Annotated in this window: 12 protein-coding genes and 3 rRNA genes; 1 reads left to right on the forward strand and 14 read right to left on the reverse strand. The window is 68.1% G+C overall.

What is annotated here, in order from left to right:
• Nucleotides 1-57: 57 nt before the first annotated feature.
• The 14 genes from ACYVP9_RS08075 to argC all read right to left on the reverse strand — a co-directional run bounded on the left by ACYVP9_RS08075 (nt 58) and on the right by argC (nt 17,588).
• Nucleotides 58-786, reverse strand: coding sequence for a tetratricopeptide repeat protein (locus ACYVP9_RS08075; protein ID WP_460604180.1), 729 nt, complete (start codon nt 784-786; stop codon nt 58-60).
• 578 nt (nt 787-1,364) lie between these two features.
• Nucleotides 1,365-1,481, reverse strand: a 5S ribosomal RNA gene (gene rrf / locus ACYVP9_RS08080).
• A 108-nt stretch (nt 1,482-1,589) separates the two neighbouring features.
• Nucleotides 1,590-4,710, reverse strand: a 23S ribosomal RNA gene (locus ACYVP9_RS08085).
• Between the two features lie 361 nt (nt 4,711-5,071).
• A 16S ribosomal RNA gene (locus tag ACYVP9_RS08090) occupies nt 5,072-6,591 on the reverse strand.
• Together the 16S, 23S and 5S rRNA genes form the textbook arrangement of a ribosomal RNA operon.
• Nucleotides 6,592-7,213: 622 nt before the next feature.
• Nucleotides 7,214-8,446, reverse strand: coding sequence for a tyrosine--tRNA ligase (gene tyrS, locus ACYVP9_RS08095; protein WP_460604181.1), 1,233 nt, complete (start codon nt 8,444-8,446; stop codon nt 7,214-7,216).
• Nucleotides 8,447-8,451: 5 nt separating this feature from the next.
• On the reverse strand, nt 8,452-9,090 hold the full coding sequence (locus tag ACYVP9_RS08100) for a DNA-3-methyladenine glycosylase (RefSeq protein WP_460604182.1): 639 nt from the start codon (nt 9,088-9,090) through the stop codon (nt 8,452-8,454).
• Entirely contained in the window at nt 9,087-10,496 is a 1,410-nt protein-coding gene (argH, locus tag ACYVP9_RS08105; protein ID WP_460604183.1) for an argininosuccinate lyase, read from the reverse strand. The genes ACYVP9_RS08100 and argH overlap by 4 nt, the downstream gene beginning before the upstream one ends.
• A complete protein-coding gene (argG, locus tag ACYVP9_RS08110; protein WP_460604184.1) occupies nt 10,489-11,928 on the reverse strand; it encodes an argininosuccinate synthase in 1,440 nt (479 codons plus the stop codon). Before argG ends, argH begins: the two co-directional genes overlap by 8 nt.
• A gap of 11 nt (nt 11,929-11,939) precedes the next feature.
• On the reverse strand, nt 11,940-12,446 hold the full coding sequence (locus ACYVP9_RS08115; protein ID WP_460604185.1) for an arginine repressor: 507 nt from the start codon (nt 12,444-12,446) through the stop codon (nt 11,940-11,942).
• Complete coding sequence (gene argF, locus ACYVP9_RS08120; RefSeq protein ID WP_460604186.1) at nt 12,446-13,369, reverse strand: ornithine carbamoyltransferase; 924 nt, start codon at nt 13,367-13,369, stop codon at nt 12,446-12,448. Before argF ends, ACYVP9_RS08115 begins: the two co-directional genes overlap by 1 nt.
• A complete protein-coding gene (locus ACYVP9_RS08125; RefSeq protein WP_460604187.1) occupies nt 13,362-14,534 on the reverse strand; it encodes an aspartate aminotransferase family protein in 1,173 nt (390 codons plus the stop codon). The genes argF and ACYVP9_RS08125 overlap by 8 nt, the downstream gene beginning before the upstream one ends.
• Entirely contained in the window at nt 14,531-15,442 is a 912-nt protein-coding gene (gene argB / locus ACYVP9_RS08130) for an acetylglutamate kinase (RefSeq protein WP_460604188.1), read from the reverse strand. Before argB ends, ACYVP9_RS08125 begins: the two co-directional genes overlap by 4 nt.
• Nucleotides 15,439-16,587 (reverse strand): bifunctional glutamate N-acetyltransferase/amino-acid acetyltransferase, encoded by a 1,149-nt coding sequence (gene argJ / locus ACYVP9_RS08135; RefSeq protein WP_460604189.1) that lies wholly within the window; start codon nt 16,585-16,587, stop codon nt 15,439-15,441. Before argJ ends, argB begins: the two co-directional genes overlap by 4 nt.
• Nucleotides 16,584-17,588, reverse strand: a complete 1,005-nt coding sequence (argC, locus tag ACYVP9_RS08140; RefSeq protein WP_460604190.1) for an N-acetyl-gamma-glutamyl-phosphate reductase — start codon at nt 17,586-17,588, stop codon at nt 16,584-16,586. The genes argJ and argC overlap by 4 nt, the downstream gene beginning before the upstream one ends.
• Before the next feature lie 61 nt (nt 17,589-17,649).
• On the opposite strand from argC, the gene ACYVP9_RS08145 reads away from it, so the two are divergent.
• Nucleotides 17,650-18,675, forward strand: a complete 1,026-nt coding sequence (locus ACYVP9_RS08145; RefSeq protein ID WP_460604191.1) for an alpha-hydroxy-acid oxidizing protein — start codon at nt 17,650-17,652, stop codon at nt 18,673-18,675.
• The last annotated feature ends 6 nt before the right edge of the window (nt 18,676-18,681 follow it).

Below are 18,681 nucleotides of genomic sequence, written 5' to 3' on the forward strand. Positions count from 1 at the left end.
TGTGGACGAGAGACCGACGTTATGTCGGTCTGTCGTGCTAAAGGCCGGGCCCGGGAGTCAGAGCAGCGCCGCGGCCCGATCAGCCGCGTCCAATTCACCCTCGGGGTCGAGGGCCGCCGAGGCGGCGAACCACTCCGCCGCCTCGTCCTTGCGGCCGGCGGCCTCGAGCACGTCGGCGTACGCGTACCAGAGCCGCATCGATCCCGGACGCGGCCGCAGCTTGTCGAGACCCCCTCGCGCGAGGACGGCCAGCGCCGCATCGAGCTGGCCGAGATCCCGGCGGGCACCCGCGACGACGATGAACAATTCGACACGCGCCGCGTGGTCGAGCCGCCCGACGTCCGGGTCGCTCAGCACCCGTAACGCCTGCGCCGGCCGCCCCAGACCGCGCTCACAGTCGGCGATGACGGCAAGGTTCCCCGGGTCTCCGGAGATCCGGCGTGCGGTGCGCAATTCCGACAGGGCCTCGGCCCACTCCCCGTTGCGGTACGCGGCCACACCGACGGCTTCGCGGACGGCCGCGACGCGGGCCGCCCGTGCCCTGGCGCTGCGAGCGAGCTCGAGGGCGCGAGCGTCGTCGCCGTCGTCGAGCGCCTCTGCGGCTGCGACGAGGTATCGGGCGACGGCGTCGGCATTCGGCTTGGACAACGACCGCAGCTCGGCGCGGACGTTTCGATCCAGATCACGGGGATCGACGTCATCCGGCACCGGCAGCGAGGCAGGCCGTCCAGGCCGATCACGGAAGGCCATGACATCGGGACCGGCGTTGTCGGCACCGGCCTCCAACCTGCGGCCGGCGCCGCCGGCGCGACCGGCCGAGCGAGCCGCGTCCGAGCGACCCTCCGATCCACGGCCGACCGGACGCCCGCCGGACGAACGTCGATCGGACGACCGGGCGCCTGATGCGCCACCGCCGGACGGACGGCCCCCGGCCCCGTACCCTCCCGAACCTCGGCCATCGGAACCGCGTTCTGCGGAGCGTCCCCGTGCGCCACTCGCTGCCGAACCGCGGCCGGCAGATCCGCGCCCGGCAGATCCGCGCCCGTCGGATCCACGACCGGACGGACGGCCACCGCCCGACTCCGTCCGCTCGCGACGAGGGGCACCGCGATCACGCGAACCGTCCCGCGCGCCGTCGGACGAGGGCCGCCGCGGCCGCCCACTGCCGGCACCACCGGACGACGCCCGTCCGGGAGCGCCGCCGCGGCGGGGGGCACCTTGATGTTCGCGTCGACCTTCGGTCATGTGCGTACGCCTTTCTCGAGCTGCTGCGTGCTGCCCAACCCGTGATGCGCATGGGTTGGCGATAGACCGTTAAATGCGACAAGGGCCGCTCTATACAGAGCGACCCTTGTCGAAAGAATGTCCGGCGACGTCCTACTCTCCCACGCAGTCACCCACGCAGTACCATCGGCGCTGAGAGGCTTAGCTTCCGGGTTCGGGATGGGACCGGGCGTTTCCCTCTCGCTATGGTCGCCGAAACTCTATGGAGATATGGTCCGCACCGTTGTCAAAACAACGGGGACCGCACCTCGGGAACCGCACAGTGGACGCGTAGCGCTGCACCGGTCGAAACCGGTGAGAAATATGTGGCAAGTCCTCGGCCTATTAGTACCAGTCAGCTGCACGTGTTACCACGCTTCCACTTCTGGCCTATCAACCCGGTGGTCTAGCCGGGGGCCTTACTCCATAAAGGATGGGAGATCTCATCTTGAAGCGAGCTTCCCGCTTAGATGCTTTCAGCGGTTATCCCTTCCGAACGTAGCCAACCAGCAGTGCTCCTGGTGGAACAACTGGCACACCAGAGGTTCGTCCGTCCCGGTCCTCTCGTACTAAGGACAGCCCTTCTCAAATCTCCTGCGCGCGCGGCGGATAGGGACCGAACTGTCTCACGACGTTCTAAACCCAGCTCGCGTGCCGCTTTAATGGGCGAACAGCCCAACCCTTGGGAGCGACTCCACCCCCAGGATGCGACGAGCCGACATCGAGGTGCCAAACCATCCCGTCGATATGGACTCTTGGGGAAGATCAGCCTGTTATCCCCGGGGTACCTTTTATCCGTTGAGCTACACCGCTTCCACTTGCCAGTGCCGGGTCACTAGTCCCAGCTTTCGCTCCTGCTCGACATGTCTGTCTCGCAGTCAAGCTCCCTTGTGCACTTGCACTCGATACCTGATTGCCAACCAGGCTGAGGGAACCTTTGGGCGCCTCCGTTACATTTTGGGAGGCGACCGCCCCAGTCAAACTACCCATCTGACACTGTCCCTGATCCGGATTACGGACCGAGGTTAGACACCCAATTCGACCAGAGTGGTATTTCAACGTTGACTCCACAGACACTGGCGTGCCCGCTTCACAGTCTCCCACCTATCCTACACAAGCCGAACCGAGCACCAATATCAAACTATAGTAAAGGTCCCGGGGTCTTTCCGTCCTGCCGCGCGTAACGAGCATCTTTACTCGTAGTGCAATTTCGCCGAGTCCATGGTTGAGACAGTCGAGAAGTCGTTACGCCATTCGTGCAGGTCGGAACTTACCCGACAAGGAATTTCGCTACCTTAGGATGGTTATAGTTACCACCGCCGTTTACTGGCGCTTAAGTTCTGAGCTTCGCACCGAAGTACTAACCCGTCCCCTTAACGTTCCAGCACCGGGCAGGCGTCAGTCCGTATACATCGTATTACTACTTCGCACGGACCTGTGTTTTTAGTAAACAGTCGCTTCTCGCTGGTCTCTGCGGCCGGCCAACGCTCGGGGAGCAAGTCCCGTCACGTCAACTGGCCCTCCTTCTCCCGAAGTTACGGAGGTATTTTGCCGAGTTCCTTAACCATGGTTCACTCGATCGCCTTGGTATTCTCTACCTGACCACCTGTGTCGGTTTGGGGTACGGGCCGCTCAGAGCTCGCTAGAGGCTTTTCTCGGCAGCATAGGATCACTGAATTCGCCGCAATCGGCTATGCGTCACGTCTCAGACATTGTCGTGCGGATTTGCCTACACGACGCCCTACACGCTTGCCCCGGTGTTACCACTGACCGGTACAGCTACCTTCCTGCGTCACCCCATCGCTTGCCTACTACCAGTTCGGGTCGCGCGATCCACCGTGTCAGACCCGAAGGTCGTCCCGGCTTCTGGCGCTTAGCATCGCTGGGTTCAGCATGGGCGCTCTTTCGCGGGTACGGGAATATCAACCCGTTGTCCATCGACTACGCCTGTCGGCCTCGCCTTAGGTCCCGACTTACCCTGGGCGGATTAGCCTGGCCCAGGAACCCTTGGTCATCCGGCGGAGGAGGTTCTCACTCCTCATTCGCTACTCATGCCTGCATTCTCACTCGTGTGCCGTCCACGGCTGGGTTACCCCGCCGCTTCTTCCGGCACACGACGCTCCCCTACCCATCCACACACCTGGCCGGCAGTCCGTAGACGGCCGGCGGGCTTTTGCATGAATGACACAGCTTCGGTGGTGTGCTTGAGCCCCGTTGAATTGTCGGCGCAGAATCACTTGACCAGTGAGCTATTACGCACTCTTTAAAGGGTGGCTGCTTCTAAGCCAACCTCCTGGTTGTCTGTGCGACTCCACATCCTTTCCCACTTAGCACACGCTTAGGGACCTTAGCTGGTGTTCTGGGTTGTTTCCCTCTCGACTACGAACCTTATCGCCCGCAGTCTCACTGCCGCGCTCTCACTTACCGGCATTCGGAGTTTGGCTGATTTCGGTAAGCTTGTGGGCCCCCTAGACCATCCAGTAGCTCTACCTCCGGCAAGAAACACGCGACGCTGCACCTAAATGCATTTCGGGGAGAACCAGCTATCACGAAGTTTGATTGGCCTTTCACCCCTACCCACAGTTCATCCCCTCAGTTTTCAACCTAAGTGGGTTCGGTCCTCCACGCGGTCTTACCCGCGCTTCAACCTGACCATGGGTAGATCACTTCGCTTCGGGTCTAGATCACGCGACTCAACGCCCTATTCAGACTCGCTTTCGCTACGGCTTCCCCTCACGGGTTAACCTTGCCACGTAACACTAACTCGCAGGCTCATTCTTCAAAAGGCACGCGGTCACGACTGCACTCAAGGTGCAGCGACGCTCCCACGGCTTGTAGGCGCGCGGTTTCAGGTACTATTTCACTCCCCTCCCGGGGTACTTTTCACCTTTCCCTCACGGTACTTGTCCGCTATCGGTCACCAGGGAGTATTTAGGCTTAGCGGGTGGTCCCGCCAGATTCACAGCGAATTTCACGGGCTCGCTGCTACTTGGGGTTACGCAAAAGGAGGCGCCGAGTTTTCGTCTACGGGGGTATCACCCTCTGTGCCGGACCTTCCCAAGTCCCTCGACTAACTACGACGCTTTCTGACTCCTCGTTGATTCGGCAGAATCAACACTGCGGCCCCACAACCCCGCATACGCAACGCCTGCCGGCTATCACGCGTATGTGGTTTGGCCTGTTCCGCTTTCGCTCGCCACTACTAACGGAATCGCGGTTGCTTTCTCTTCCTGTGGGTACTGAGATGTTTCACTTCCCCACGTTCCCTCCTCATGCCCTATGTGTTCAGGCATGGGTGACAGGACATGACTCCTGCCGGGTTTCCCCATTCGGAAATCCTCGGATCAAAGCTCAGTCGGCAGCTCCCCGAGGCTTATCGCAGCCCCTTACGTCCTTCATCGGCTCCTGGTGCCAAGGCATCCACCGTGCGCCCTTAATAACTTGGCCACAAAGTTTAAGATGCTCGCGTCCACTGTGCAGTTCTCAAGGTACGGGCGACCGCGGCGGTTGTTCGTCGCGTACACCAACTGGTGCCGTTCGACGACCGACGTGGTCGGACGTGAGGACGCCCGCCGATCTCTCGGCGGGCGCTCGCGGATCAAGTCCGCTCCCTCAAAGCTCAACAGCGTGCCTACGCACTCGACGTCATCGGTCAGAAGGTTCCGGCGGGCAAGCCCGCTGTACTGATCTGCCGATGTCCGCGTCGTACGAACTAGTAAGTGTTCCACCCTTGAGCCACTCGCGCAGAACGTTCGTCCACGAACGAGTGTTGGACCGACATCATCGATGCCGGCCATGTGCTCCTTAGAAAGGAGGTGATCCAGCCGCACCTTCCGGTACGGCTACCTTGTTACGACTTCGTCCTAATCGCCAATCCCACCTTCGACAGCTCCCTCCACAAGGGTTGGGCCACTGGCTTCGGGTGTTACCGACTTTCATGACGTGACGGGCGGTGTGTACAAGGCCCGGGAACGTATTCACCGCAGCGTTGCTGATCTGCGATTACTAGCGACTCCGACTTCATGGGGTCGAGTTGCAGACCCCAATCCGAACTGAGACCGGCTTTATGGGATTCGCTCCACCTCGCGGTATCGCAGCCCTTTGTACCGGCCATTGTAGCATGTGTGCAGCCCTGGACATAAGGGGCATGATGACTTGACGTCATCCCCACCTTCCTCCGAGTTGACCCCGGCAGTCTCCTATGAGTCCCCGACATTACTCGCTGGCAACATAGGACGAGGGTTGCGCTCGTTGCGGGACTTAACCCAACATCTCACGACACGAGCTGACGACAGCCATGCACCACCTGTGCAAGGCCCTTGCGGACCCCGTATCTCTACGAGATTTCCCTGCATGTCAAGCCCAGGTAAGGTTCTTCGCGTTGCATCGAATTAAGCCACATGCTCCGCCGCTTGTGCGGGCCCCCGTCAATTCCTTTGAGTTTTAGCCTTGCGGCCGTACTCCCCAGGCGGGGCGCTTAATGCGTTAGCTGCGGCACAGACCACGTGGAATGTGGCCCACACCTAGCGCCCAACGTTTACGGCGTGGACTACCAGGGTATCTAATCCTGTTCGCTCCCCACGCTTTCGCTCCTCAGCGTCAATATCGGCCCAGAGACCCGCCTTCGCCACCGGTGTTCCTCCTGATATCTGCGCATTTCACCGCTACACCAGGAATTCCAGTCTCCCCTACCGAATTCTAGCTTGCCCGTATCGGCTGCAGTCCCGGAGTTGAGCCCCGGGATTTCACAGCCGACGCGACAAGCCGCCTACGAGCTCTTTACGCCCAGTAATTCCGGACAACGCTTGCACCCTACGTATTACCGCGGCTGCTGGCACGTAGTTGGCCGGTGCTTCTTCTGCTCCTACCGTCACTTTCGCTTCGTCGGAGCTGAAAGGGGTTTACAACCCGAAGGCCGTCATCCCCCACGCGGCGTTGCTGCATCAGGCTTTCGCCCATTGTGCAATATTCCCCACTGCTGCCTCCCGTAGGAGTCTGGGCCGTGTCTCAGTCCCAGTGTGGCCGGTCGCCCTCTCAGGCCGGCTACCCGTCGTCGCCTTGGTAGGCCGTTACCCCACCAACAAGCTGATAGGCCGCGGGCCCATCCCTAGCCAGTAACCCTTTCCACCTCGGAAGATGCCTTCTGAGGTCGTATCCGGTATTAGCCCCGGTTTCCCGGGGTTATCCCAGTGCTAGGGGCAGGTTGCCCACGTGTTACTCACCCGTTCGCCGCTAGGACACCTTCCCGAAGGAAGGGCCTCGCTCGACTTGCATGTGTTAAGCACGCCGCCAGCGTTCGTCCTGAGCCAGGATCAAACTCTCCGTGAATGTTTATAGACTCGCCGGCCCGAGGGCCGGATTGTCGACACAGAAAGTTGCCGCACGCCGAAGCGCACGACACAATCACTGGTTCCATCCGAGCTGATGTGCTCGATGTACCAAAGGAATCTCTTCCGTGACCGGCGAACCGATCACGAGACGAGAGTAAATAAATGGCACTTACTTTCGGCACGCTGTTGAGTTCTCAAGGAGCGGATGCGCACCGTCCCGACCCTTTCGGATCGCTCTGGGGCAACCTGCGTTACGCTACCTGGTCGGCTTCGCAGTGTCAAACGAGGCTCTGCACCGCCCAGACTCCCACTTGGTCGGGGCGCAGATGAACATCCTGCCTCGTGCTTGGGGAAGCATTCGCCCGGCTCCGCTTGCTTTCTGCGTCTCCGTGCCGCGAACAAGGAGAACATTAGCCAGCGTCCAACCCGACGTCAAATATCGGGGGTCAACGGGCCGCAGGCCTGATAATTCGGGGGTTCCAAGCGCTTCCGGCCGTACAGGCACGGGGTCTGCGCCGTACGGAGCCCGGGTTTCAGTTGTGTGAACTGGGTTACGCGAAGGTGTCGATCCCCGGAATTCCGGGCTTCCGAGGCTCTCGCGAGCCGCGCGCGGCCGTCGTCTACGTGAGGCGGACGGCCCGGCGCTTGCCGGATGCCAGTACGGAGCCGGCCACCTCGTCCCGCGGCAGGTCGTACCGGCGTGCGTCCACCGGATTCCCGTCCACCTTCACCGCACCCGCGTCGACGGCTCGGCGGGCCTCACTGCTGCTCTTCGCGAGTCCGGCCGCGACGAGAAGTGCCGGCAGATGCACCGGGTCGTCGTCCGGCAGGACGTGTTCGGGCAGGTCCGTCGGCAGTTCGTGCCGTTTGAAGACCGCGTCGAAGCGCTGCTCGGCCTCGTCCGCGGCCTCGCGACCGTGGTACAGCGCGACGATCTCGCGGGCCGTCCGCCGTTTGGCCTTGTTGGCTGCCACTCCCCCGGTCGCGACGTCCGCCTCGAGCGCGTCGACCTCGCGCGGATGCAGCGCTGTGCACAACCGCGCGTAGAGACCCACCACCGGGTCGGGGATGCTCATCAGCTTCCCGAACTGCTCGGGTGCCGGGTCCGCGATCGCCACGTAGTTGCCCAGCGACTTGCCCATCTTCTCGACCCCGTCGGTGCCGACGAGCAGCGGAACCGTCAGCACCGCCTGGGGCGCCTGCCCCCGGGACCGCTGCAGCTCGCGTCCGACCAGGTTGTTGAACGTCTGGTCGGTGCCGCCGAGCTCGACGTCCGCTCGGATCTCGACGGAGTCGATGCCCTGAAGCAGCGGGTAGGCGAACTCCGACAGCGAGATCGGTTGCTTGGCGCCGAACCTGCGGGCGAAGTCGTCGCGTTCCAGCAACTGCGCGACGGTCATCTGGCGCATGTAGCCGAGCATGTCGGCGACCGTCATGGGACCCAGCCAGTCGGCGTTGTTCACGACCTCGGTGCGATCGGGGTCGAGGATGCGCATCAGCTGGTCGAAGTACCCCTGCGCGTTGGCGATCACCTGTTCGGCGCTCTGCGCGACCCGGGTGGACGTTCGTCCGGACGGGTCTCCCACCTGTCCGGTGAAACCGCCGACGACGAGCACCGCCGTGTGCCCGAGGTCCTGGAACTGCCGCAGTTTGCGCAGCACCACCGCGTGGCCGAGCGTCAGATCCGTGCCGGACGGGTCGATGCCCAGCTTCACCCGCAGCGGTCGGTTCTCGGCGCGCGCGGCCAGGAGGCGCTCGGCGAGGCCGTCGGCGGGCAGGATCTGAGCCGCCCCCGAGGCCAGGATGTCGTGCGCGTCCTGCAGATCGGGCGGAAGTTCGGTCGTGTCGCTCACACGGCTCAGTCTGCCGGTCCGGCACCACCGCGTTGGCGTCCGCCCGCCTTGAACGGCGAGACGGACGGCGACCCGTCCGACCAGAACCGCCACGGTCGTTCGGCGGCCCGGGTGATGCCCACCCGGGGTCCGGCGACGACCCCGCGCCGGCGGCGCGCCGGCATCGACACGAGGCGGACGTCCGACCCGGGATCGCAGAGGTCGGCGCCGTTCTGCGCGGCGTCGAGCCCCAGGCAGCCGGCGAGGCGCGCGGGGCCCCGGGCGAGGTCGACGTCGCGCCTCGCCGCGGGGCGTCGGTCCCGAGCCGTGTCGACGCCGTGGACCACGTCCCCGGCGCGCAGCAGCACGGCAGCCGCCTCGCCGTCCGGTCCGCACACGACGTTCGCGCACCAGTGCATGCCGTAGGTGAAGTACACGTAGACGTGGCCGGCCGGGCCGAACATCACCCGGTTGCGGCCGGTCGGACCACGGAACGCGTGCGACGCGGGATCGTCCGCCCCGGCGTAGGCCTCGACCTCGGTGATCCGGATGCGGACGTGCGCGCCGCCCACGTCCGAGACGATCTCGGCGCCGACGAGGCGCGGCGCGAGCACGAGCGCGGGCACCGCCAGCCGTTCGCGCGCGACCACCGCGCCGTCGGTCACGTCGCCGCCCACCGCCGGTGGTGCTCGGACGTGGCCACGAGGGCGTCGAGCTGCTCACGCACCCGCTCGGGGGCCGTCCCGCCCGCCCCGGAGCGCGACGCGACCGACCCGGCCACGGTGAGCACGGACCGGACGTCCGGCGTCAGGTGCGGCGAGATCGCTGCGAGGTCGTCGTCGGTGAGATCGGCGAGCTCGACACCCCGCTGCTCACAGACCCGGACGCAGGCCCCGGCGAGCTCGTGGGCGACGCGGAACGGCACGCGCTGCCGCACGAGCCATTCGGCGATGTCGGTGGCCAGCGAGAACCCCTGCGGGGCGAGCGACTCGAGCCGATCGGTGTGGAAGACCAGGGTGGCGAGCATGCCGCTCGTGGCCGGCAGCAGCAGATGCAGCGAGTCGACAGCGTCGAAGACGGGTTCCTTGTCCTCCTGCAGATCCCGGTTGTACGCCAGGGGCAGGCCCTTCAGCGTGGCGAGCAGCCCGGCATGGTCGCCGATGAGGCGACCCGCCTTGCCGCGCGTCAGTTCGGCGACGTCGGGGTTCTTCTTCTGCGGCATGATCGAGCTGCCTGTCGAGAAGGCGTCGTCGAGGGTGACGAACGAGAACTCCTTCGTCGCCCAGAGGACGATCTCCTCGGCGATGCGCGAGAGGTCGACCGCCAGCATCGTCGTCACGAACGAGAACTCGGCCACCACGTCGCGCGAGGCGGTCGCGTCGATGGAGTTCTCGGTCGGCCCGTCGAATCCGAGCTCCTCGGCGACCGCGGCGGGGTCGAGCCCGAGCGACGAACCCGCCAGAGCCCCTGCGCCATAGGGGCTGAGGGCCGCTCGGGTGTCCCAGTCGCGAAAGCGGTCGACGTCGCGCAACAACGCCCACGCGTGCGCGAGCAGGTGGTGCGAGAGCAGCACCGGCTGGGCGTGCTGCAGGTGGGTACGTCCCGGCATCGCCACGCCGAGGTGGGTGCGGGCCTGGTCGACGAGTGCCTGGACGACGGCGAGAACCTCGTCCGCCAGCTTTCGCGCTTCTTCGCGCAAATAGCGGCGGATGAGGGTTGCGATCTGGTCGTTGCGCGACCGCCCGGCGCGCAACCGTCCGCCGAGGTCCGCACCGACCCGTTCGACGAGACCGCGTTCGAGCGCGGTGTGCACGTCCTCGTCCTCGGGTACCGGGGTGAACGTGCCGTCCGCGACGTCGGCGGCGAGACGGTCGAGGCCGGCGAGCATGCCCTCGAGTTCGTCGTCGGTCAGCAGTCCCGCACGGTGCAGCGCCCTGGCGTGCGCCCGGGACCCGGCGATGTCGTGCTGGGCGAGGCGCCAGTCGAAGTGGGTCGACAGGGAGAGCGCGGCGAGCGCGTCCGCCGGTCCCCCCGCGAACCGTCCGCCCCACAGGCTGACGCGATCAGTCACCGCCGAACTCCAGCGCGGCCTTGTCGAGCGCGGCGTCGTCGGCGAGATCGGGAGCACCGGGCTCGGGGTTCTCGGCGATGCCCTCCGCGCCGCCCGCCGGCAGAGCGCCGAACAGCGTGCCGTTCTCGACGAGCACCTGACCCTCGTCCAGCGGCTGGCTCGCGTACTGCTCGAGCTTCGTGCGCGAGTCGGCGATGTCGAGGTTGCGCATGGTCAGCTGCCCGATGCGGTCGGCCGGACCGAAGGCGGCGTTCTCCGTCCGCTCCATCGACAGCTTCTCCGGGTGGTAGGACAGCTGCGGGCCCGAGGTCTCGAGGACGGTGTAGTCCTCACCACGGCGCAAGCGGAGCGTGACCTCGCCGGTGACCAGCGAGGCCACCCAGCGCTGGATCGGCTCCCGCAGCATGAGCGCCTGCGGGTCGAGCCAGCGCCCCTCGTAGAGCAAGCGGCCGAGGCGGCGGCCCTCGGCGTGATAGGTCGCGATGGTGTCCTCGTTGTGGATCGCGTTGAGCAGTCGCTCGTAGGCGATCCAGAGCAGCGCCATGCCCGGTGCCTCGTAGATGCCGCGCGACTTGGCCTCGATGATGCGGTTCTCGATCTGGTCGGACATGCCCAGACCGTGCCGTCCGCCGACCGAGTTGGCTTCCTGGACCAACCCGACCGGGTCGCCGAACTCGACCCCGCCGATCGCGACCGGGCGGCCGGCCTCGAAGCGGATCGTGACGTCCTCGGCGTCGATCGCGACCGATGGGTCCCAGAACTTGACGCCCATGATCGGCTCGACGGTCTCGAGCGAGATGTCGAGGTGCTCGAGCGTCTTGGCCTCGTGGGTGGCGCCCCAGATGTTGGCGTCGGTCGAGTAGGCCTTCTCCTGGCTGTCGCGGTAGGGCAGGTCGCGCTCGGTGAGCCACTGGCTCATCTCCGCACGTCCGCCGAGCTCGTCGACGAACGCGGCGTCGAGCCACGGCTTGTAGACGCGCAGCGCCGGGTTGGCGAGCAGGCCGTAGCGGTAGAAGCGCTCGATGTCGTTGCCCTTGAACGTCGAGCCGTCGCCCCAGATGTGCACGTCGTCCTCACGCATCGCGCGCACGAGCAGCGTGCCGGTGACCGCGCGGCCGAGCGGGGTGGTGTTGAAGTAGGCACGTCCGCCGGAACGGATGTGGAACGCGCCGCACGCGAGCGCGGCAAGTCCCTCCTCGACCAGCTCGCGGCGGCAGTCGACGGCCCGGGCGACCTCGGCGCCGTACTGCTTCGCACGGGCCGGCACGCCGCTGATGTCGGGCTCGTCGTACTGGCCGATGTCGGCGGTGTAGGTGCACGGGACGGCACCCTTCTCGCGCATCCACGCCACGGCGACGGAGGTGTCGAGACCGCCGGAGAACGCGATGCCGACACGCTCGCCCACGGGCAGGGAGCTCAGAACCTTGCTCAAGAGGATGTCCTTCAGATCGTGTGCGGGAGATTCAGCAGGTGGTCGGCCAGGGCGCGTCCGCCGAGGGGATCGCGCGTGACGATCAGGATCGTGTCATCCCCGGCGATCGTGCCGATGACGTCGGGCAGGCCGGCGCGGTCGAGAGCCGACGCGAGGAAGTGCGCGCCGCCCGGCGGGGTGCGCACCACGACGAGGTTCGCGCTCACCTCGACACTCGTCATGAGGTCGCCCACCATGCGCGCGAGCCGGTGCGGGGTGGCGTCGTCCGCGGTGCGGGACGTGATCGGTGACCCGTCCTCGGGCACGACGTACGCCGGCAGGCCACCGTCGGCCGGACGCAGTTTCACCGCGCCCAGCTCGTCGAGATCCCGCGACAGCGTGGCCTGCGTGACGTGCAGACCGGCGGAGTCCAGCAGCGCCGCGAGCTCGGCCTGCGAGCGGACGGGTTGCCGCGCGAGCACCTCGACGATGCGCGCGTGCCGCGCGGCCCGGGTGGCGAGCTGTCGCGGTGCGGCCATCAGCTGTTGTCCAGCAGGAAGGCCAGCAGCGCCTTCTGCGCGTGCAGCCGGTTCTCCGCCTCGTCCCACACCACGCTCTGCGGGCCGTCGATGACGTCGGCCGAGATCTCGCTGCCGCGGTAGGCCGGGAGGCAGTGCAACACGATCGCGTCGGGCGCCGCCCGTCCGACCGCATCGGCGTCGAGCGCGAAGGGGCGGAACGGCGCCTGCCGGTCGGCCTTCTCGTCCTCCATGCCCATCGACACCCAGGTGTCGGTGGCGAGCACGTCGGCGCCGTCGAGGGCCGCGTGCGGGTCGGAGGTGACCGTCACGCTGCCGCCGGTGTCCTTCGCGATGCGCTCGGCCGTGTCGACGATCGCGGGGTCGGGAAGGTAGCCGTCGGGTCCGGCGACGCGGACGTGCAGGCCCGCCGCGGCGCCACCGAGCAGGTACGAGTTCGCCATGTTGTTCGCGGCGTCACCGAGGTAGGCGAAGGTCAGACCGGCGAGACGCTTCTTGTGCTCACGGATCGTCTGCAGGTCGGCGAGGATCTGGCACGGGTGGAAGGCGTCCGTCAGCGCATTCACGACCGGGACGGGGCTGATCGAGGCCATGGTCTCGAGGCGGTCCTGGCCGTACGTGCGCCAGACGATCGCGGCGACCTGGCGGGAGATGACGCGGGTGACGTCCTCGACGGACTCGCGCTCGCCGATGCCGGCGAGACGACCGTCGACGACCACGGGCTGCCCGCCGAGTTCCGAGACACCGACGGAGAAGGACAGCTGCGTGCGCAGCGTCTGCTTGTCGAAGATGAGCGCGACCGAGCGCGGTCCGTCGAGCGGACGGTGCGCGTACCGGTCGGCCTTCATGGCGTCGGCGAGGTCGAGCACCGTGACGAGCTCGTCGGGCGACAGGTCGTCGTCGCGCAGGAAGTGTCTAGGCATGCGGGGCCTCCGAGAGGGCGGCGGCGAGGCGGTCGACGGCGGCGTCGACCTCGGCCTCGGTGACGATCAGCGGCGGCGCGAGCCGCAGCGCGTCGGGCCGGACGGCGTTGACGAGCAGGCCGTGGCCGCGCGCCGCCGTCTCGACGGCGGCCGCGTGCTCGCCGGTGAGGGCGACCGCACGCCACAGTCCGCTGCCGCGGGTGTGGTCGACCAGCGGTGAGTCGAGGGCGTCGAGCCGTGCCGCGAGGTGCTCGCCGACGCTCTTCACGTGGTCGAGCAGGCCGTCGGCCTCGATGGTGGCGAGCACGGCGAGGGCGGCGGCGCAGGACACCGGGTTGCCCCCGAAGGTGCTGCCGTGGTCTCCGGGGCGGAACAGTTCGCCCGCGGCGCCGATGCCGATGCAGGCGCCGATGGGCAGGCCGCCGCCCAGGCCCTTGGCCAGCGTGACGACGTCGGGACGGACACCCTCGGCCTGACTGGCGAACCAGTGTCCGGTGCGCCCGATGCCGCTCTGCACCTCGTCGACGATCATCAGCGCGCCGGTGGCGTCGCAGATGTCACGCACGGCCGCGAGGTAGCCGGCCGGCGGCGGGACGACGCCGCCCTCGCCCAGCGTCGGTTCGACGATGACGGCGGCGGTGTCGTCCGTGACGGCCCCACGCAGCGCGACGACGTCGCCGTAGTCGACGAACGTCACCGGTCCCGGCAGCGGCGCGAACGGCTCGCGCTTCGCGGCGTTGCCGGTGACCGCGAGCGCACCGAGGGTGCGGCCGTGGAAGGACGCGTGGCACGCGACGATCGCACCGCCGGGACGGTGCCGGCGCGCGAGCTTGAGTGCGGCCTCGTTGGCCTCGGCGCCGCTGTTGGCGAAGAAGACGCGGGCCGGGAGGCCGAGCTTCTCGACCAGACGCTCGGCGAGCGCGAGCCCCGGCTCGTGCATGACGAGGTTGGACGTGTGGGCGAGCCGCGCCACCTGCGCACTGACCGCCTCGACGATCGCGGGGTGGGCGTGACCCAGCGAGCTGACCGCGATGCCCGCGACGAAGTCGAGGTACTCGGTGCCGTCGGCGTCCCAGACGCGGACGCCCTCGCCGCGCTCGAGCGCGACGGGCGGGGTGCCGTAGTTCGGCATCATCACCGCGTTCCAGCGATCCGTGTGGCTCACGCGTCGTCCCCTTCCGTCGCCGGCACGACCATCGTGCCCACGCCCTGACTGGTGAAGATCTCGAGCAGCAGGGCGTGCTCGACGCGGCCGTCGAGCACGGTGGCGCGCGGGACGCCGCCCTGCACGGCGCGCAGGCACGCCTCCATCTTGGGGACCATGCCGCTGGCCAGGGACGGGAGCAGGTGCGCGAGGGCGGTCGTGTCGATCTCGCGGACGATCTCGGTGCTGTTCGGCCAGTCGGCGTACAGCCCCTCGACGTCGGTGAGCACGATGAGCTTCTCGGCGCCGAGGCCGACGGCGATGGCTGCGGCGGCGGTGTCGGCGTTGACGTTGTAGGTCAGGCCGTCGACGCCGCGCGCGACCGTGGCGATGACGGGGATGCGGCCGGCGTCGATGAGCGCGTCCATGGCGGACGTGTCGACGGCGACGACGTCGCCCACCTGGCCGATGTCGACGGTCTCGCCGTCGATCTCGACCCCCCGGCGCTGCGCGGTCAGCAGGCTCGCGTCCTCGCCCGACAGCCCGATGGCGAAGTTGCCGTGGTCGTTGAGCAGATTCACGATCTCGGCGTTCACGTCACCGGTCAGCACCATGCGCACGACCCGCACCATCTCGGGCGTGGTGACGCGCAGCCCGCCCTTGAACTCGGACACGATGCCCAGCCGGTCGAGGTGCTGCGTGATCTGCGGACCGCCGCCGTGCACGATCACCGGCTTGAGACCGGCGTAGCGCAGGAACATGACGTCCTCGGCGAACGCCTGCTGCAACTCGGGGCTGGTCATCGCGTTGCCGCCGTACTTGACGACGATGACCTTGTCGTGGAAGCGGGCCAGCCAGGGCAGGGCGTCGACGAGCGTCGCCGCCTGCTCCTGCGCGCGCAACCGGGATTCGGCATCCGTGGTGGTCATGTGCTGTAGGCCGAGTTCTCTTCGACGTAGTCGTGGGTGAGGTCGTTGGTCCAGACGACGGTGCCGGCGTCGCCGGCGTGCAGGTCGACCTCGATGCGGACGGCCCGCGGTGACAGGTCGACGATTTCGCGCGGGTCACCGGCGGCGCCGCCGCGGCAGATCTGCACGCCGTTGATCGCGACGTCGACGCGGTCGGGCTCGAAGGCGGCGTCGGTGGTGCCGGCGGCCGCCAGCACGCGTCCCCAGTTGGGATCGTTGCCGTAGAGGGCGCACTTCAGCAGGTTGCTGCGGGCGATGGCGCGTCCGACGGCGAACGCGTCGTCCTCGGACGCCGCGTTGCGGACGTCGATGGTGATCTCCTTGGAGGCCCCCTCGGCGTCGGCGAGCAGCTGCAGCGTGAGATCGCGGCACACCTTTTCGACCGCGGCGGCCAGGGTGTCCTCGTCGGGAGTCATCCCGCTGGCGCCCGAGGCGAGCAGCAACACGGTGTCGTTGGTCGACATGCAGCCGTCCGAGTCGATGCGGTCGAAGCTGCGGCGCACGGCCGCGCGCAGCACGCGCTCGAGCACGGTGGCGTCGGCGACGGCGTCGGTGGTGACAACGCAGAGCATGGTGGCCATGGCCGGCGCGAGCATGCCGGCTCCCTTGGCCATGCCACCGACGGTCCAGCCGTCGCCGGGCGCCGTGGCGGTCTTGGCACGCGTGTCGGTGGTGCGGATCGCCTCGGCGGCGGAGTCACCGTCGGGTCCGAGGGCGTCGACAGCACGGTCGACGCCGTCGAGCAGCTTGTCCATGGGCAGGCGCTCTCCGATCAGGCCCGTGGAGCACACGGCGACGTCGGCGGCACTGACGTCGAGCCGCGCAGCCGCGTGCTCGGCGGTGCGGTGGGTGTCGGCGAACCCGTCCGGCCCGGTGCACGCGTTGGCGCCGCCGGAGTTGAGGACGACCGCGCGGACGCGTCCGTCGCGGACGACCTGCTGCGACCACACGACGGGCGCGGCCTGGAACCGGTTGGACGTGAACACCCCCGCGGCGGCGTCGGACGGTCCGTCGTTGACGACGACCGCGACGTCGGGCGCGCCCGACTGCTTGAGACCGGCGGCCACTCCGGCGGCGCGGAAGCCCTTCGGCGTGGTGACGCTCACGGGGCCACCCCGTTCACCGGCAGGCCCGCGGTCTCGTCGAGACCGAGCATGAGGTTGGCGAGCTGGACGGCCTGCCCGGCGGCCCCCTTGCCCAGGTTGTCGATGGCGCTGGTGACCAGGATGCGTCCGCTGTCGCGGTCGAGGGTGGCCTGCAGGTGCGCGCTGTTCGACCCGAGCGTGGCGGAGGTGCGCGGCTGCTGCCCCTCGGGCAGGACGTGCACGAACGGGTCGTCGGCGTACGCGGCGGCAAGGATTTCGCGCGGGTTCGCTTTTCCTACCGGCTTCAGCGCGGCGACGCTCAGGATTCCGCGCGGCATGGGGGCCAGGGTGGGCACGAAGGTGAGCGACCGGACGCCGGTTGCCTGCTTGATCTCGGGCACGTGTCGGTGGGCGCCCACCTTGTAGGCGGTCAGGTCGCCCATGACCTCACTGCCGAGCAGGTTGACCGCCGCCGAGCGCCCGGCGCCGGACGTGCCCGACGACGACGTGACCACGACGTCGTCCGCCTCGGCGACGCCGGCGGCGACGAGCGGCGCGATGGCCAGGATGGCGGCGACGGCGTGACAGCCGGTGTTGGCGACGCGGGCCGAGGCAGCGATGCGGTCACGGGCGCCCGGGAGCTCGGGGAGACCGTACGTCCAGGCGGGAGCCTGTGGGCCGCCGTAGTAGGCAGCATGTGCCTCGGCGTCGACGAGCCGGTGATCGGACCCGAGGTCGACGATCCGCGTCCGGTCCGGGAGTTCGGCCGCGAGGCCCGCGGCCGCGCCGTGCGGCAGGGCGAGGAACACGAGATCGGCCGCCGCGAGCGCGTCCGCCCCGGTCTCCGCGAATCGCAGGTCGGCGATCGTGGGCAGGTGCGGGTGCACGTCTCCCACGCGCTGCCCGGCGTTGCCGTGCGCGGTGACGACGGCGAGCTCGAGGTCCGGATGACCGGCGACGAGGCGCAACACCTCGCCACCGGCGTAGCCACTGGCGCCGGCGACGGCGACCCGATGTCCCATGCGCAGAATTATGCATGATGCTGCAATTTCATACATGACCGGGTGCGGGCATTATGCGCCCGTGACCGTTGCCCAGCTCGTCCGCCGGTGCGAGGACGCGGCCCGCGCCGGGCTGCCGGCCGAGGTCGTCGACTACGTGGCCGGCGGGTCGGGCACGGAGACCACGCTGGGCGACGAGCCCGCCGCCTGGGCACGACACCGCCTGCGGCCACGCGTGTTGCGCGACGCACCCGCGCCGTCCACCGCGGTCGACCTGCTGGGGCATGCCCTGCCCTCGCCCGTCGCCGTCGCGCCCGTCGGCTATCAGCAGCTCGTTCACCCGGACGGCGAGTGCGCGACGGCCGCCGGCGCCGCGGGACACCTGCTGGTGACCTCGGCCCGCAGCGACCGGACACCGGAGGACATCGGCGCGTGCCGGACCGGCCCGTGGTGGCACCAGCACTACGTCACCGTCGACGAGGCCGTCGGCAACGAGCTCGCGGTGCGGGCCGCGGCCGCCGGCGCGACCGCGGTCGTGCTCACCGTCGACACCCCGCGCGTGGCGTCGAAGGCCCGGCAGGGACGGCTGCGGCCGCTTCCGCCCGGCGCCGAGCAACGGCCCGTCCGCCGGGACGACATCGCACGGCTGATGCGGCTGACCGGCCTGCCCGTGATCGTCAAGGGTGTGCTGCGCGCCGACGACGCCTGCCGCGCCCTCGACCTCGGCGCGGCCGGGCTCGTCGTCAGCACGCACGGCGGGCGGCAGCTCGACCGCGCGGTGGCGTCGGCGGTGGCGCTGCCCGACGTGGTCGACGTGGCCGGCGCAGCGCCGGTGCTGGTCGACGGCGGCGTGCGGAGCGGCCACGACGTGCTCGTCGCCCTCGCGCTCGGGGCCCGAGCGGTGCTCGTGGGCCGTCCGCTCGTCTGGGCACTCGCCACCGGCGGCGCGCAGGCAGTCGCGGACCTGCTGACCGCCTACACCGCCGAGGTCGCGGAGGTGCTCGAGCTGGCGGGCTGCGCGGATCCGTCCGACGTGGGACGGGATCTCATCGCCCCGTCACCCGACGGTCGTCAGCCCGACGAGTCGGATCCGTCCGGAATGGGGTAGGACGGA

Source organism: Jatrophihabitans fulvus (assembly GCF_054781375.1).